This is a genomic window from Sulfitobacter sp. EE-36 (genome assembly GCF_000152605.1).
GTDB classification, from domain to species: Bacteria; Pseudomonadota; Alphaproteobacteria; order Rhodobacterales; family Rhodobacteraceae; genus Sulfitobacter; species Sulfitobacter pontiacus.
Window position 1 is genome coordinate 903,886 of the sequence record NZ_CH959310.1, and the last position, 14,983, is coordinate 918,868.

The 14,983-nt window shown below is 57.4% G+C and carries 12 protein-coding genes and 1 pseudogene; 9 read left to right on the forward strand and 4 right to left on the reverse strand.

The genetic code is table 11. The features are described from left to right. Window positions 1-45: 45 nt before the first annotated feature. Both hrcA and EE36_RS06965 read left to right on the forward strand, forming a co-directional pair. Window positions 46-1,080, forward strand: a complete 1,035-nt coding sequence (hrcA, locus tag EE36_RS06960; protein WP_005850786.1) for a heat-inducible transcriptional repressor HrcA — start codon at window positions 46-48, stop codon at window positions 1,078-1,080. Window positions 1,081-1,089: 9 nt separating this feature from the next. Further along, entirely contained in the window at window positions 1,090-1,653 is a 564-nt protein-coding gene (locus EE36_RS06965; protein WP_005850788.1) for a nucleotide exchange factor GrpE, read from the forward strand. Window positions 1,654-1,715: 62 nt separating this feature from the next. On the opposite strand, the gene mutS is transcribed toward EE36_RS06965, so the two are convergent. Further along, the gene (gene mutS / locus EE36_RS06970) at window positions 1,716-4,337 is read right to left on the reverse strand and encodes a DNA mismatch repair protein MutS (protein WP_005850790.1); all 2,622 of its coding nucleotides are present in this window, start codon (window positions 4,335-4,337) and stop codon (window positions 1,716-1,718) included. Between the two features lie 201 nt (window positions 4,338-4,538). On the opposite strand from mutS, the gene EE36_RS06975 reads away from it, so the two are divergent. Next, on the forward strand, window positions 4,539-6,797 hold the full coding sequence (locus EE36_RS06975) for an NADP-dependent malic enzyme (protein ID WP_005850791.1): 2,259 nt from the start codon (window positions 4,539-4,541) through the stop codon (window positions 6,795-6,797). Continuing rightward, window positions 6,794-7,672, forward strand: coding sequence for a ribokinase (locus EE36_RS06980; protein ID WP_005850793.1), 879 nt, complete (start codon window positions 6,794-6,796; stop codon window positions 7,670-7,672). Before EE36_RS06975 ends, EE36_RS06980 begins: the two co-directional genes overlap by 4 nt. A gap of 26 nt (window positions 7,673-7,698) precedes the next feature. Here EE36_RS06980 and msrA read toward each other — a convergent pair whose 3' ends face one another. After that, complete coding sequence (msrA, locus tag EE36_RS06985) at window positions 7,699-8,364, reverse strand: peptide-methionine (S)-S-oxide reductase MsrA (RefSeq protein WP_005850795.1); 666 nt, start codon at window positions 8,362-8,364, stop codon at window positions 7,699-7,701. A gap of 152 nt (window positions 8,365-8,516) precedes the next feature. Between msrA and EE36_RS06990 the strand changes: the two genes are divergently transcribed. The 3 genes from EE36_RS06990 (at window position 8,517) to EE36_RS07000 (ending at window position 10,620) form a co-directional block, all read left to right on the forward strand. Next, window positions 8,517-9,425 carry a D-amino acid aminotransferase gene (locus tag EE36_RS06990; protein ID WP_005850797.1) on the forward strand — a complete coding sequence of 303 codons (909 nt, stop codon included), beginning with the start codon at window positions 8,517-8,519 and terminating at the stop codon, window positions 9,423-9,425. Then, entirely contained in the window at window positions 9,425-10,117 is a 693-nt protein-coding gene (locus EE36_RS06995) for a sulfotransferase family protein (RefSeq protein ID WP_005850799.1), read from the forward strand. The genes EE36_RS06990 and EE36_RS06995 overlap by 1 nt, the downstream gene beginning before the upstream one ends. Window positions 10,118-10,206: 89 nt before the next feature. After that, on the forward strand, window positions 10,207-10,620 hold the full coding sequence (locus tag EE36_RS07000) for a hypothetical protein (protein ID WP_005850801.1): 414 nt from the start codon (window positions 10,207-10,209) through the stop codon (window positions 10,618-10,620). A gap of 59 nt (window positions 10,621-10,679) precedes the next feature. Here EE36_RS07000 and EE36_RS07005 read toward each other — a convergent pair whose 3' ends face one another. Beyond that, window positions 10,680-11,900 carry an argininosuccinate synthase gene (locus EE36_RS07005; RefSeq protein WP_005850804.1) on the reverse strand — a complete coding sequence of 407 codons (1,221 nt, stop codon included), beginning with the start codon at window positions 11,898-11,900 and terminating at the stop codon, window positions 10,680-10,682. 125 nt (window positions 11,901-12,025) lie between these two features. Here EE36_RS07005 and ilvA point away from each other — a divergent pair, with 125 nt between their 5' ends. Then, a complete protein-coding gene (gene ilvA, locus EE36_RS07010) occupies window positions 12,026-13,258 on the forward strand; it encodes a threonine ammonia-lyase IlvA (RefSeq protein ID WP_039912183.1) in 1,233 nt (410 codons plus the stop codon). On the opposite strand, the gene EE36_RS17685 is transcribed toward ilvA, so the two are convergent. Beyond that, complete coding sequence (locus EE36_RS17685) at window positions 13,221-13,829, reverse strand: Hpt domain-containing protein (protein WP_254655557.1); 609 nt, start codon at window positions 13,827-13,829, stop codon at window positions 13,221-13,223. The genes ilvA and EE36_RS17685 overlap by 38 nt on opposite strands. A 12-nt stretch (window positions 13,830-13,841) precedes the next feature. Between EE36_RS17685 and EE36_RS07020 the strand changes: the two are divergent. Further along, window positions 13,842-14,978, forward strand: a pseudogene (locus EE36_RS07020) (SpoIIE family protein phosphatase); the annotation flags it as partial. Window positions 14,979-14,983 lie beyond the last annotated feature (5 nt).

Sequence of the window (14,983 nt, forward strand, 5' to 3'; positions counted from 1 at the left end):
CATACTTCTCCCACTATGGACAAAACACCTACAGTTTTAGACGAGATGAACGACCGCTCGCGCGAGGTGTTCCGCCGCGTGGTCGAAGGCTATCTGGCGAATGGCGATCCCGTGGGGTCGCGCACGCTGACCCGTGATTTCAGCGAAAAGGTCAGCGCGGCCACGATCCGTAATGTGATGCAGGATCTTGAATATATGGGCCTGCTCGGCAGCCCCCATGTCAGCGCCGGTCGTATCCCGACGCAGATGGGGCTGCGCATGTTCGTCGACGGCATGATCGAGATCGGCGATCCAACCGAGACGGACCGTGAAAAGATCGATGCGACCGTTGGCAGCAACAACGCCGATGTCAGCGGCATTCTTGATCGGGTGGGGTCGGCGCTGTCCGGCGTGACCCAGGGCGCCTCGCTTGTGCTGACGCCCAAACACGAGGCGCCGATCAAACATATCGAATTTGTTTCACTGTCTCACGATAGGGCGCTGGTCGTTCTGGTCTTTTCCGACGGTCACGTGGAGAACCGGTTGTTCACACCGCCGCCGGGCCAGACCCCCAGCAGCATGCGCGAAGCCGCGAATTTCCTGAATGCGCTGGTCGAGGGGAAGACCATCTCGGAATTGCAGCGCACCATCGCGCATGAGATCAGCCAGCGGCGCCAGCAGATCGATGTTCTGGCGCAGCAGCTTGTAGAAAGCGGTCTGGCGCTGTGGCAGGGCGAAGGGGAATCCCCCGAGCGGTTGATCGTGCGCGGACGGTCGAATCTGATCAACACCGAAGGCGAGGCCGAGAACGTCGAATTGATCCGCCAGCTGTTTGACGACCTTGAACGCAAGCGCGATATCGCGGAATTCCTCGAATTGGCCGACGCGGGCGACGGTGTGCGCATTTTTATTGGTTCTGAGAATAAACTTTTTTCACTTTCGGGTTCCTCTCTGGTCGTTTCCCCTTATATGAACGCTGATCGTAAGGTGATCGGGGCGGTCGGTGTGATCGGCCCCACGCGCCTTAATTATGGACGTATCGTGCCGATTGTGAATTACACGGCGCAGCTGGTTGGAAAGCTGATTTCGAACCGCAGCTAGAGGTGAATTATGGCAGAGCCGAAAGAGAACGAATTTCTGGATGATATCGATGACGCAGAGGCCGAAGCCTATGCCGACGAGATGTCCGAGATTGACGACGAAGCGCTGGAACTGGACGAATTGCGTGCCGAGCGTGACCAGCTGAAAGACCGTTTCATGCGGGCCCTGGCCGACGCGGAGAACGCGCGCAAACGATCCGACAAGGACCGTCGCGAGGCGGAAAACTATGGCGGGTCGAAACTGGCGCGCGACATGCTGCCGGTCTACGACAATATGAAACGCGCCCTGGAAGCCGCTACAGAAGAGCAGCGCACCATCTCCGGCCCATTGCTGGAAGGGATCGAGCTGACGATGCGCGAGTTGCTGAGCGTGTTCAAGAAGCACGGCATCGAAGTCATCTCACCCGCAGTGGGTGACAAGTTCGATCCGCAGCATCATCAGGCGATGTTCGAGGCACCCGTGCCAGACACCAAAGCAGGCGATATCATCCAAGTGGCCGCCGAAGGTTTCATGTTGCACGACCGTCTGCTGCGTCCGGCGCAGGTCGGCGTTTCCTCTACCCCCGCAGGGTAAACGCCCGGGATAGAGCGGCCCTTCGGGGAGGATTTAACACCATTTGGAAGTGAGGGAGGCGGTCAGGTTTTGGCCGCCTCTTTCAATTTATAGAGCAGGTCGAGCGCTTCACGTGGAGAGAGCTCGTCGGGGATAATCTCGGCCAGCGTTTCTTCAAGCTTGGAGCTTTGTTTTGGTTGGGGCGCAGGTGCCGGTGCCACGGCAAACAGGGGCAGATCGTCGATCAGGGTTTTCTGCGTCGCGCCGCCTTCGCGTTCGCCCTTTTCCAACGCTTCAAGCACGACGCGTGCGCGCGCGATGACGGAAGGCGGCAAGCCGGCCAATTGCGCGACCTGCACACCGTAGGACCGATCGGCGGCACCTTTGCGGACCTCGTGCAGGAAGATCACCTCTCCGTCCCATTCCTTGACCGCGACGGTGGCGTTATCGACCCCGCCCAGCTTGTTCGAAAGCGCGGTCATTTCATGGTAGTGTGTGGCGAACAAAGCGCGAGAGCGGTTGATATCGTGCAGATGTTCCAGCGTGGCCCAGGCGATGGACAAGCCGTCATAGGTCGCCGTGCCGCGCCCGATTTCATCCAGGATCACAAGTGCGCGGTCGTCTGCCTGATTGAGGATTGCGGCGGTTTCGACCATTTCGACCATAAACGTGGAACGGCCTCGTGCCAGATCGTCAGAGGCGCCGACACGGCTGAAAATCTGGCTAATCAGGCCGATGTGGGCGGTGGCGGCAGGCACGTAGCTGCCCATTTGCGCCATCAACGCGATGATCGCGTTCTGCCGCAGGAAGGTCGATTTACCCGCCATGTTAGGGCCGGTCAGCAGCCAGATATTCGCGTTGTCGCCATCGGCCGACAGGGTGCAATCGTTGGCGATAAAGGGGCTGCCGGATTGCTGGGCCAAGGCGCGTTCCACGACCGGATGGCGGCCCCCCTGAATGTCGAAGGCACGTGAATTATCGACGCGGGGTTTCACCCAGTTTTCGGACTGCGCCAGATCGGCCAGACCGGTGGCCAGATCAATCTCGGCCAATCCAGCAGAGGCGACACCGATCGGGCCGGAGTGATCCAGAATCGCGCGTTTCAACGTTTCATAGAGCCGCTTTTCAATCTCCAGCGCGTGGTTGCCCGCGTTGAGGATCTTTGTCTCCATCTCGGACAGTTCCACGGTTGTGAAACGGACCTGATTGGCGGTGGTCTGACGGTGGATAAAGGTATCGGACAGCGGCGCCGACAGCATTTTCTCGGCGTGAGTCGATGTGACTTCGGCGAAATAGCCAAGCACGTTGTTGTGTTTGATCTTCAACGTCGAGATACCGGTGAGCGTGATGAAATCCTGCTGCATCTGGGCAATGACGCTGCGGCCTTCGTCCCGCAGGGTGCGCACCTCGTCCAGCTCGGCGTCATACCCCGGCGCGATAAAGCCGCCGTCGCGGGCCAGCAGGGGTGGTTCGGCGATCAGCGCATCGTCGAGCAGATCAATCAGGCTGTCATGGCCGGTAAGCCCTTTGGCAGCCTGGGCCAGCAGATCGGGCAGGGCGGCGGTTTGCATCTTGTCGGCCAGATGGCTGGCTTCGGTCAGGCCGTTGCGGATGGCGGCAAGGTCACGGGGGCCGCCACGGTCCAGCGACAGGCGCGACAGGGCGCGGTCCAGATCAGGGACGTTGCGCAGATGCTGGCGGATGTCATTGCGGATCGACGGTGTGTCATAGGCAAAGCTGATCGCGTCCAGACGGGATTGAATCGTCTCTAACACACGGGAAGGTGACGAAATGCGCCGTTCCAGCAGCCGGGCGCCACCGGCGGTCACTGTCTTGTCCATAACGGACAACAGCGTACCGGCGCGACCACCGGTCAGCGCATGTGTCAGTTCAAGATTGCGACGTGTGGCAGCGTCGATCTGCACGCTGCGGGCCTCGGCCTCTTTCTGCGGCGGGCGGAGGAGGGGGAGTTTGCCCTTCTGTGTAATCTCGAGATAGTCGATGATCGCGCCCATGGCCGAGATATCGGCGCGTTCAAAGCTGCCGAAGGCGTCGAGCGACCCGATGCCGAACAGATCGCAGACCCGTTTCTCAGCGCTGCTGCTGTCAAAGGCAGAGCGCGCAATAGGGGTCAGCGCGATGTCGAAATCAGAGACTAATTCGCGTAAATCAGCCTCTTTCGCTTCTGACACGATCAGCTCTGACGGGGACAGACGGGCCAGTTCGGGGCCAAGGCGCGACAGGGTCAGGGGCATCACGTGAAACGCACCGGTCGAAATATCGACCCAGGCCAGCGCATGACCATCGCGGACCTCTGCAAATGCGGCCAGATAGTTGTGGCGCCGCGCTTCGAGCAGGGATTCCTCGGTCAATGTGCCGGGCGTGACCAGCCGCACGACATCGCGTTTGACCACGGATTTATAGCCGCGTTTCTTCGCCTCTGCCGGGCTTTCCATCTGTTCGCATACCGCCACGCGAAAGCCTTTGCGGATCAGCGTCAGCAAATACCCTTCGGCGGCATGCACCGGAACGCCGCACATGGGGATGTCTTCGCCCCCGTGTTTGCCGCGTTTGGTCAGCGCGATATCCAGCGCTTCAGCCGCGGCGACGGCATCGTCAAAGAACATCTCGTAGAAATCGCCCATGCGGTAGAACAGCAGCGCTTCGGCGTACTGGGATTTAAGCTCTAGATATTGCGCCATCATTGGCGTGATTTTTTCTTCGGTCACCCTGCGCCCCCGGTTCGAGTTAACGTTGTGTACAAAACCGCGCCTCCGGACGAAAGGGCGGACCGGCGTTGCACGTGAGGCGTCGCCGCGACGTCGTGCAAACCGTGAGCGCCATCATGATTGTGTGAGGGGCCGATCGGCGATATCAAGCGGGAAACCATGAGGAAAGCCGTTCTAGTGACCAAAAACCGCATCACGTCCGAAGAGGCGCTCGCCTTTCACCTTGAACCCACGCCGGGCAAGTTCGAAATCACCGCAACCGTCCCGATGACGACCCAGCGGGATCTGAGCCTCGCCTATTCCCCCGGTGTTGCCGTTCCCTGTGAGGCGATCGCTGAAAATCCCGAGCTGGCATATGACTATACCAACAAGGGCAATATGGTTGCGGTGATTTCCAACGGCACTGCTGTTTTGGGCTTGGGCAACCTTGGTGCGCTGGCGTCGAAACCGGTGATGGAGGGTAAGTCGGTGCTGTTCAAACGGTTCGCCGACGTGAATTCGATCGACGTCGAACTGGACACCGAAGACCCCGAGGCGTTCATCAACGCGGTCAAGCTGATGGGGCCGACGTTCGGCGGGATCAACCTTGAGGATATCAAGGCGCCAGAATGTTTCATCATCGAACAGCGTCTGAAAGAAGAGATGGATATTCCCGTCTTTCACGACGACCAGCACGGCACCGCGGTGATCTGTGCTGCCGGTCTGCTGAACGCCTTGCGCATTTCAGGCAAGAAGATCGAAGATGTGCAGATCGTGTTGAACGGTGCGGGGGCGGCGGGGATCGCCTGTCTTGAACTGCTCAAGGCGATGGGGGCCAAGCACAACAACTGTATCATGTGCGATACAAAAGGTGTGATCTATCAGGGCCGTACCGAGGGTATGAACCAGTGGAAGTCGGCCCATGCCGCGCAGACCGAGCTGCGCACGCTGGAAGAGGCGATGAAGAACGCGGATGTGTTCCTGGGTGTGTCGGTCAAAGGGGCGGTAACGCCTGCGATGGTCGCCAGCATGGCGGATAATCCGGTGATCTTCGCGATGGCGAACCCCGATCCTGAAATCACGCCGGAGGAAGCGCACGAGGTGCGCCCCGATGCGATTGTCGCCACAGGCCGCAGCGATTACCCCAATCAGGTAAACAACGTTTTGGGCTTTCCTTACCTGTTCCGCGGGGCGCTGGATATCCACGCCCGCGCCATCAACGACGAGATGAAGATCGCCTGCGCCCACGCTTTGGCCGATCTGGCACGCGAAGATGTGCCGGACGAAGTGGCGCTGGCCTATGGCAAGAACCTGAGCTTTGGCCGGGATTACATCATCCCGACGCCGTTCGATCCGCGTCTGATCCATCGTATTCCGCCTGCTGTTGCACGTGCAGGTATGGACACCGGCGCCGCGCGGCGCCCGATCATCGATATGGACGCCTACGAGCTGAGCCTGAAGTCGCGGATGGACCCGACGGCGAATATCCTGCGCGGGATCAACGCCCGTGCGCGGGCCAATCAGGCGCGGATGATCTTTGCCGAAGGGGATGACCCCAAGGTTCTGCGGGCGGCGGTGATGTATCAACGCTCCGGTCTGGGCAAGGCGCTGGTGGTCGGACGTGCTGACGACGTAAAGGCCAAGCTGACGGCGGCGGGGATGGAGGATGCCTACCGCGAGCTTGAGGTCGTGAATGCGGCCAATACCCAACACCTAGAGACGTATAAGTCATTCCTTTACAATCGCTTGCAGCGCAAGGGGTCGGACAGCAAGGATATCCACCGTCTGGCCGCCCGTGACCGCCACGTCTTTGCCGCGCTGATGTTGGCGCACGGGCATGGCGATGGTCTGGTGACCGGTGCAACCCGCAAATCCGCCCATGTTCTTGAACGGCTGAACCACGTATTCGATGCAAATGCAAAACACGGCGCCGTCGGGATCACTGCGCTGCTGCACAAGGGGCGGATCGTGTTCATCGGCGATACGCTGGTGCATGAATGGCCGAACGAAGAAGACCTTGCGAATATTGCTGAAAAAGGGGCCAAGGTCGCCCGCCACATGGGGCTTGAGCCGCGGGTTGCCTTCGTCAGCTTCTCTACCTTTGGCTATCCGGTTTCCGAGCGGGCAGAAAAGATGCAGCGCGCCCCCGATGTGCTGGATGCACGAGGGGTTGATTTCGAATACGAAGGCGAAATGACCGTGGATGTGGCGCTGAATGCCGAAAGCCAGAAGAACTATCCGTTCTCGCGGCTGACTGGGCCTGCGAATATCCTCGTCGTGCCGGCGCGGCATTCGGCCAGTATCTCGGTCAAATTGATGCAGGAAATGGCGGGCGCCACAGTAATCGGCCCGATCCTGACGGGGTTGGACAAGTCGATCCAGATCTGTTCGACCACATCCACCGCGAATGACATCCTGAACATGGCTATTCTGGCGGCCTGCAAGGTTGGCGAATGATCTGGAACCTCGGCTCTATCAACGCGGATAATTTCTACTATCTGCGGCATCTGCCGGCGCCGGGGGAAACGATTGCCGCGCATGATTTCCGGCAAGGGTTGGGCGGGAAGGGGGCCAATATGTCGGTCGCCGCCGCCCGCGCCGGAACGCGCGTTATGCATATCGGTGCCGTGGGGCCGGACGGTAAATGGACCGTGGACCGCTTGCTGGAATACGGCGTCGAAACGCAGCATATCAGCATGATCGACACGGCCACCGGTCACGCGAATATCTGTGTGGCCGAGGATGGCGAAAACTCTATCGTGTTGTTTTCAGGGGCCAATCACCAGATCACCACCCAGATGATCGGGGCCGCCCTGGCAGAGGCATCGCCCGGTGACTTTCTGCTGATGCAGAACGAAACCCTGGGCCAACGCTTTGCCGCGCAGACTGCGCATACTTTGGGCCTGCGCGTCGCTTATGCCGCCGCGCCCTTTGATGCTGAAATCGTGGCGCAGGTTCTGCCCGACATTGATCTGCTGGTGTTGAACGAGGTCGAGGCAGAGGCGCTTGAAAAAACCACAGGTGCCCGCATCGACGCGCTGCCGATCGACGATATTATCGTGACCTTGGGCGCTGAGGGGTGCAAATGGGTCTCTAACAAGGCGAAAACGGTGCAAAGCTTTCCGGCCTATCCGGTCAAAGCCATCGATACCACGGGCGCGGGGGACACGTTTACCGGCTATTTGATCGCTGCCTTGGACCGCAAACTGTCGATGCCGGATGCGATTGCGCTGGCAATGCAAGCTGGCGCCTTGATGGTCACGCGGCAAGGGACGGCGGATGTGATCCCGGACCTCAAAGACATCCAGGATCACGGTTTTGACGAAGATTAACGCTCGCGATTAACGCGGGGTTAACGTTATTTCGCGAAGGGCGCGGCGCTACCCCAAAGTTGTTTCACGCGCTGGTCGCGCCCACAGCCGTTGCGATAGCGCTTGTAGGCGACGGATTTCTTCACGCCCAAGCCGACGCTGGTAAAGGCCAGACGTTCATCGCTTTTGTAGTAATCCTGATGGTAGGCATCGGCGGGGTAGAACGCGGCTTTGCCCAAGATCGGGGTTACGACGTTCTTGCTCAAAGCGGCCTGCGCATCGGCCTTGGCCTTTTCTGCAGCGGCCTTCTGCCCGTTACCGTCGGCAAAAATCGCGGTGCGGTAGCTATCGCCGCGGTCGCAGAATTGCCCGCCCGCGTCTGTCGGATCAACCGACCGGAAGAACATCGACAGCAACTGGTCCGCAGACACCACCGCCGGATCATACTGGATCTGCGCTGCTTCATAGTGCCCGGTGCCGCCGGCGACGACCTGTTTATAGGTGGGGTTTTTCACGCTTCCGCCCGCAAAACCCGATACGACCTCTTTCACACCCTTAACGCTTTCAAAGTCCGCTTCAACGCACCAAAAGCAGCCGCCCGCGACCAAAAGCGTCTCTGTTCCGGCAGCTTTTGCGGTTGTCGCCTGTGCTGCAAGGCCCAGACCAATGGCAGCGCTTAACGCGATCATGCGCATATTTGTGGCAAATCCCATGGAATACTCTCCTTTGTTTTGCCTGACGGTGACCGCAATGTTTGCGCGACGCAACTCAGGTGCCCGTGATGTCACGGCCAAGTGATGTCGGTTTCACCCTTGGCCCCGTGGCACGAAGTTCTTAGCGTCAGCCCCAAAGAAGGAGCAATTTGATGCAAACCCACGTCACCACGCACCAAGCCGAAGAAGATGCCCGCAATGAAGACATTTTGATCTATTTAAACGGTCAGATTGTCCCCAAGGCACAGGCCGTGGTCAGCGTCTATGACAGCGGTTTCATGCTTGGCGACGGCATCTGGGAAGGGCTGCGGCTGTATGATGGTACATGGGCCTTTCTGAACGATCACTTTGACCGCCTGTTCGAGGCGTCCAAAGCCATTGACCTTGATATCGGGATGACGCGCGACGCCCTGATTTCAGCCTTGTTAGAGACGCAAAAAGCCAATGGCATGACCACCGACGCCCACGCGCGCCTGATGATCACACGGGGGCCAAAAACGCGGCCCTTCCAGCACCCGTCGCTGTCGCAATCGGGCCCCACCATCACGATCATTATGGAACACTCGCGCCCGAATATGCCGCGCCCGATCCGGCTGGCCACGGTGCCGCATCTGCGCGGGCTGCCGATGACGCAGGATCCAAAGCTGAATAGTCATTCCAAATTGAACTGTATTCTCGCGTGTATTGCCGCGGAAAAAGCGGGTGCCGACGAAGGGCTGATGCTGGATATTAACGGTTTCGTGAATACAACAAACGCCTGTAACTTTTTCATCGTCCGCAAAGGGGAGGTTTGGACCAGCACCGGCGATTACTGCATGAATGGAATCACCCGTCAGAAGGTGATCGACCTGTGTCGCGCCAATGATATCCCGTGTTTCGAAAGGAATTATTCATTGGTCGACACCTATGGTGCTGACGAGGCGTTCTTGACCGGCACATTCGGGGCGCAAACACCTGTCGCGATGATCGATGGCCGCCAGATTGGCACGGGCGACATGGGGCCGGTAACAAAAAAGCTGCGCGGTTTGTACAAAGACCTGATCGCAAAGGAATGTGCCTGATGCGTATCGCAATGTGGTCCGGCCCGCGCAATCTGAGCACGGCGATGATGTATAGCTTCGGAAACCGCGCCGATTTCACCGCGATGGATGAACCGTTCTATGCGCCGTATCTTAAGGCCACCGGCGTCGATCATCCGATGAAAGATGAAATTATCGCGGGCCATGAATGCGACCCCTTGAGCGTCGCGGCGCGCTGCGCAAAGCCGGGCACGCCGCATCGCTACATGAAACACATGCCCCATCATATGATTGACGGGTTTCCGATGGATTGGGCAGAGGGCTGCGTGCATGTCCACCTGATACGCCACCCCGCCCGCGTGATCGCCAGCTATACCGCGAAACGGGAAGCGCCGAATTTTAATGATATCGGCTATGGCCAACAGACTGCGCTGTACGATCAAATCGGTGGGCTGGTCATCGATTCCGCTGATATTCGCGCCGACCCCGAAGGCATGTTGCGCAAGCTGTGTGATGCCATCAACCTGCCCTTCGATCCGGCAATGCTATCCTGGGCGGCGGGCCCACGTGCCGAAGATGGCATCTGGGCCTCACATTGGTATGGTGCCGTGCACAAAAGCACCGGTTTTGCAGGGGCAGAGGGGCCGTTGCCCAGGCTTGAACCTGCCGCAGAAGCGCTGTGTGCCAAAGCGCTTCCACATTATCAAAAGCTTTATGATCAACGGCTTAGGTGATTTCGGGTTAAAATCTTCGATTTATCGAAACTAAATCATCTCATGTTGCGTGAATTATCAGGAAGAACCACGCAACAAGGAGATTTAACATGAAGATGTTTACAGCAACCGCTCTGGCTCTCACGCTTGCCACGGGTACAGCCTTCGCCGCCGCACACAGCAACGCGATGGTCGAAGCGATGGATCAAGATGTATCCAACGGTGTGGTCAGCGCCGATAAGGTGATGGCAACTGAAAACGGCTGGATGGTCGTTCACCGCACAGATGCCGAGATGAAACCCGGCCCCGTTGTCGGCTACGCGCCTCTGCGTGCCGGTGAAAACGTCGACGTTGCCGCCATTCTGCAAGAAGAGGTGAAATCCGGCGATATGTTGATGCTCATGGTCCACTCCGAAGAGGGCGGCATGAAAACCGGCGGCTTTGAATACACATTGGGCGCCAAAGAAGACGGCCCGATCAAGCCAGACGGTAAATTGGTGATGACGGTTATTACTGCAGAGTAAACCGTTTTAGCCCAAAAGAAGGCCCGGACAGAATATCCCCCTGTCCGGGCCTTTTTTGTTTACCCTTTGAGGCGCTTATCGCGTGCGGCCAAGAGCTTGAGACGCAGCGCGTTCAGCTGAATGAAGCCCGCCGCGTCTTTTTGATCATAGGCCCCAGCATCATCTTCAAATGTCACGTGGGCTTCGGAATACAGCGAATGATCCGACCAGCGGCCGACGGTACGCACGTGGCCTTTGTACAATTTCAGTCGAACTGTACCGGTTACATGGGTTTGCGAGGCATCAATCGCCGCTTGCAGCATGGTGCGCTCGGGGCTGTACCAGAAACCGTTATAGATCAGCTCCGCATAGCGCGGCATCAGCTCGTCCTTCAGGTGCATCGCCCCACGGTCGAGGGTGATCGATTCGATCCCGCGGTGTGCTTCAAGCAGCAAGGTGCCGCCCGGCGTTTCGTAAATACCGCGGGATTTCATCCCGACAAAACGACCCTCGACAAGGTCAAGGCGCCCGCAGCCATGTTTGCCGCCAAGTTCGTTCAATTTAGCCAGAAGTGTCGCGGGCGACATGGCTTCGCCGTTGATGCTTACCGCATCGCCACGTTCAAACCCGATTTCCACATACTCGGGCGTATCTGGTGCTTGCTCTGGCGAGACCGTGCGCTGGTACACATAGTCGGGCGCGTCCACGGCCGGATCCTCAAGCACTTTGCCTTCCGAAGAGGTGTGCAGCAGGTTCGCGTCCACGCTAAACGGCGCTTCACCACGTTTGTCCTTCGCCACAGGGATCTGATGTTTTTCGGCAAATTCGATCAATTTAGTCCGGCTGGACAGGTCCCATTCCCGCCATGGCGCGATCACCTTGATGTCGGGGTTCAGCGCGTAGGCCGCCAATTCGAAACGAACCTGATCGTTGCCCTTGCCTGTCGCGCCGTGCGCAACGGCATCGGCACCGGTTTCGGCGGCGATTTCAACAAGGCGCTTGGAAATCAGAGGGCGCGCGATGGAGGTGCCCAACAGGTATAGGCCTTCATAGACCGCATTGGCGCGGAACATGGGGAAGACGAAATCGCGCACGAATTCTTCACGCACGTCTTCCACGTAAATCTCGGATGCGCCCATCATTTCAGCTTTGGCGCGGGCGGGCTCAAGCTCTTCGCCTTGGCCGAGGTCAGCGGTAAAGGTAACCACCTCGCAACCATATTCGGTTTGCAGCCATTTCAGGATGATCGAGGTATCAAGCCCACCAGAATAGGCGAGCACAACTTTTTTGGGCGCGGACATGATGTTTCCTTTTCGGTTTGCACCGCGAAGTACCTGTTTTTCAAGGCGTGAGCAAGATTGAAGGCTGCGTTGACCGCGTCACCTGGGAATCGTATCGACAAGTATTCAACGGGAAGGTCGATGAGATGACAGATATGTTTAAAACTGCAGCACGCAGCGCAGCGCAACAGATGCGAGAGGTGTTTCCCGCCACCCCCTTGATGCGCAACGAACATCTGTCAGAAAAATATGACGCTGACATATGGTTGAAACGCGAAGACCTAAGCCCCGTTAGATCATATAAGTTGCGCGGGGCGTTCAACGCGATGCGCAAAGTGATCCCCGAGAAGTCTGTTTTCGTTTGTGCAAGTGCGGGCAACCACGCCCAAGGTGTTGCATTTATGTGCAGTCATTTCGGTGTGAAAGGTGTGATTTTCATGCCCGTCACGACGCCTCAACAGAAAATTCAGAAAACCAAGATGTTCGGTGGGCGTCAGGTCGAGGTTCGCTTGATCGGAGATTACTTTGACAAAACGCTCGCCGCGGCGCAGCAGTATTGCGTGGAAGAGGGCGCGCATTTTCTGTCTCCTTTCGATGATGAAGATGTCATAGAGGGGCAAGCCTCCGTTGCGGTTGAAATAGAGGAGCAGTTAGGGCGCGTGCCCGACCACATTCTGCTTCCCGTTGGTGGCGGCGGTCTTTCGTCCGGCGTTTACAGCTATTTTCAAAATGCGTGCCGGTATAGCTTTGTTGAACCTGAAGGGGCCCCTAGTTTGGCCAAAGCTTTGGTCGCGGGTGCACCGGTGGATGTGTCTCCTATCAATAGTTTCGTCGATGGGGCCGCGGTCGCAAAAATTGGCCAACGTAACTTTGCACGGTTGGATCGTGTCGCAGAGAGTGATGTGATACATCTGGCCGAAGACCGCATCTGCGTCACGATCATCGAAATGCTGAATGTTGAAGGCATCGTGTTAGAACCTGCTGGTGCCCTTTCGATTGAGGCGCTGGGCGAAGTAGCTGACCAGATCAAGGGCAAGACCGTTGTATGCGTAGCATCCGGCGGAAACTTTGATTTTGAGCGTCTGCCAGAGGTGAAAGAGCGGGCGCAGCGGTACTCCGGCGTCAAAAAATATTTTATTCTGCGGATGCCGCAGCGCCCTGGTGCGCTGAAAGAATTCTTGAGCATTCTCGGCCCAGACGATGACATCTGTCGGTTTGAATACCTGAAGAAGTCTGCGCGAAACTTCGGCTCTGTTCTGATCGGAATTGAAACACGCAGCCCTGACAGTTTTGGGCCGTTTTTGGCGCAACTGAAGGACGCAGGATTTACCTATACGGACATCACGAATGACGAAACCTTGGCTCAATTTGTTCTATAGGTGCACTGCAGGTCTCCGTGTTCGATAGGAAATGTTCTTTCGATTTTTCATAGCTGGTAAGGATCTCCTTCCAAATAGATGTGATTTGATGGCTGCCGGCAAAATTGCCTTCGGCCTGCGCGCATTGTTCTGATAATTCGACAAACCCCACGCTTAATGCGCTGCCCTTCACAAAGTGAAGTATATCGCGAAACTGATCGGTCGTTACGCCCATCGTTAGCTGAGCATTGGCTTCTTCCACCTCCTTAAAAAACACGCACATAATTGTGCTGAAGTCGTCGCGCCCAACAGCGGTTTGCAAGGTCGCGACCTGTTCCCAGTCAATCACTGATTCGCCCTCTTTCTCCGGCCAATGTGGGGCAAAGTTCTTAACAAAGCGTGCAGGGCGATCATCACTTAAAAACTTTTGGGCTTCACCGAATCTTAATCTGTCGTTGGCTAGGCTCGGGGTGAAGTTGTCGAAAGCTTGTGTATGTTGCAGAACAAGATTGAAAAAATTGCCCGACCAAACACGCCGCAGCGGTTTCGCGCGATCAAAACAGCTATGGTTGTCGACGATAGCGCGCTGCAACGGCGAATCTTGATGGCGACACTGTCGCGATGGGGATTCGATGTGCAGGAAGCGGCCTCTGCTGAAGAGGCATTGGCGGTCTGCGAACAAAATCTGCCGGATCTGATCATCAGCGACTGGATTATGCCAGGTATGTCGGGGCTGCAATTTTGCGAGGCGTTTCGCAAACTTTCGAAGGGCAGCTACGGGTACTTCATTTTACTGACGGCAAAATCTGATAAATCCGAGGTGGTTAAAGGGTTGGACAGCGGTGCGGACGATTTTGTCAGCAAGCCAGTCAACGTTGACGAGCTACGCGCGCGAATTATGGCCGGCGAACGCATTTTGACGATGCAGCGTGAATTATCGTCGAAAAACCGTGTCATTAGTGAAGCTTTGGACGCGTTGCAAAACGTACATGACGCATTGGATCGGGACCTAGACGAGGCGCGAAAGTTTCAGAAATCCCTTTTGCAGGAACCCCACTGCGCCTTCGATGCGGGTGCCGTGTCTTTGATGCTCAGGTCTAGCGGGCATGTAGGGGGCGATCTGGTGGGATATTTCACAGCGGGAAATAGCATCGGGATCTACGGACTAGATGTGTCCGGTCACGGGGTGAGCTCGGCCCTGATGGCCGCCCGATTGGCCGGTATATTTTCCGCCGTCGCACCGGAGCAAAACCTGGCGTTGGCACGCCAATCTGACGGGACGTATAAAATGCGCCCGCCCGACCAAGTAATCGCCGAGCTGAACAGCCTAGTGCTCTCTGACATGGAATCGGAGCAGTATTTCACACTTTTTCTGGCGGAAATTGAACTTGATACCGGCAGGATCAGGGCCACCCAGGCCGGCCACCCGCACCCCTTCATTCAGCGACGCAATCGCAGGTTGGAAAACTTCGGGAGAGGCGGGCTGCCCGTAGGGCTGATTGCCGATGCGCAATATGAAACAGTCGCGAGCCAGCTTTACCCTGGCGACCGTCTGATCGTGCTTTCCGACGGGGTGACCGAATGTCCTGACCCGATTGGACAAATGCTTGACGATAATGGTTTAAATCAGGTTCTACATGATCTGCACCCCATCAGGGGGCCGCTTTTCTTTGACGCGCTCACGTCGCGGCTAGAAGATCATGCGGGGACGGCTGACTTTCCTGATGATGTTTCCGGCATCTGCTT

Coding starts and splice junctions, on each gene's coding strand:
- hrcA (WP_005850786.1), top strand. CDS start 46: ATGAACGACCGCTCGCGCGAGGTGTTCCGCCGCGTGGTCGAAGGCTAT.
- EE36_RS06995 (WP_005850799.1), top strand. CDS start 9,425: ATGCGTATCGCAATGTGGTCCGGCCCGCGCAATCTGAGCACGGCGATG.
- EE36_RS06980 (WP_005850793.1), top strand. CDS start 6,794: ATGATCTGGAACCTCGGCTCTATCAACGCGGATAATTTCTACTATCTG.
- EE36_RS06965 (WP_005850788.1), top strand. CDS start 1,090: ATGGCAGAGCCGAAAGAGAACGAATTTCTGGATGATATCGATGACGCA.
- EE36_RS07005 (WP_005850804.1), bottom strand. CDS start 11,900: ATGTCCGCGCCCAAAAAAGTTGTGCTCGCCTATTCTGGTGGGCTTGAT.
- msrA (WP_005850795.1), bottom strand. CDS start 8,364: ATGGGATTTGCCACAAATATGCGCATGATCGCGTTAAGCGCTGCCATT.
- ilvA (WP_039912183.1), top strand. CDS start 12,026: ATGACAGATATGTTTAAAACTGCAGCACGCAGCGCAGCGCAACAGATG.
- EE36_RS07000 (WP_005850801.1), top strand. CDS start 10,207: ATGAAGATGTTTACAGCAACCGCTCTGGCTCTCACGCTTGCCACGGGT.
- EE36_RS06990 (WP_005850797.1), top strand. CDS start 8,517: ATGCAAACCCACGTCACCACGCACCAAGCCGAAGAAGATGCCCGCAAT.
- mutS (WP_005850790.1), bottom strand. CDS start 4,337: ATGATGGCGCAATATCTAGAGCTTAAATCCCAGTACGCCGAAGCGCTG.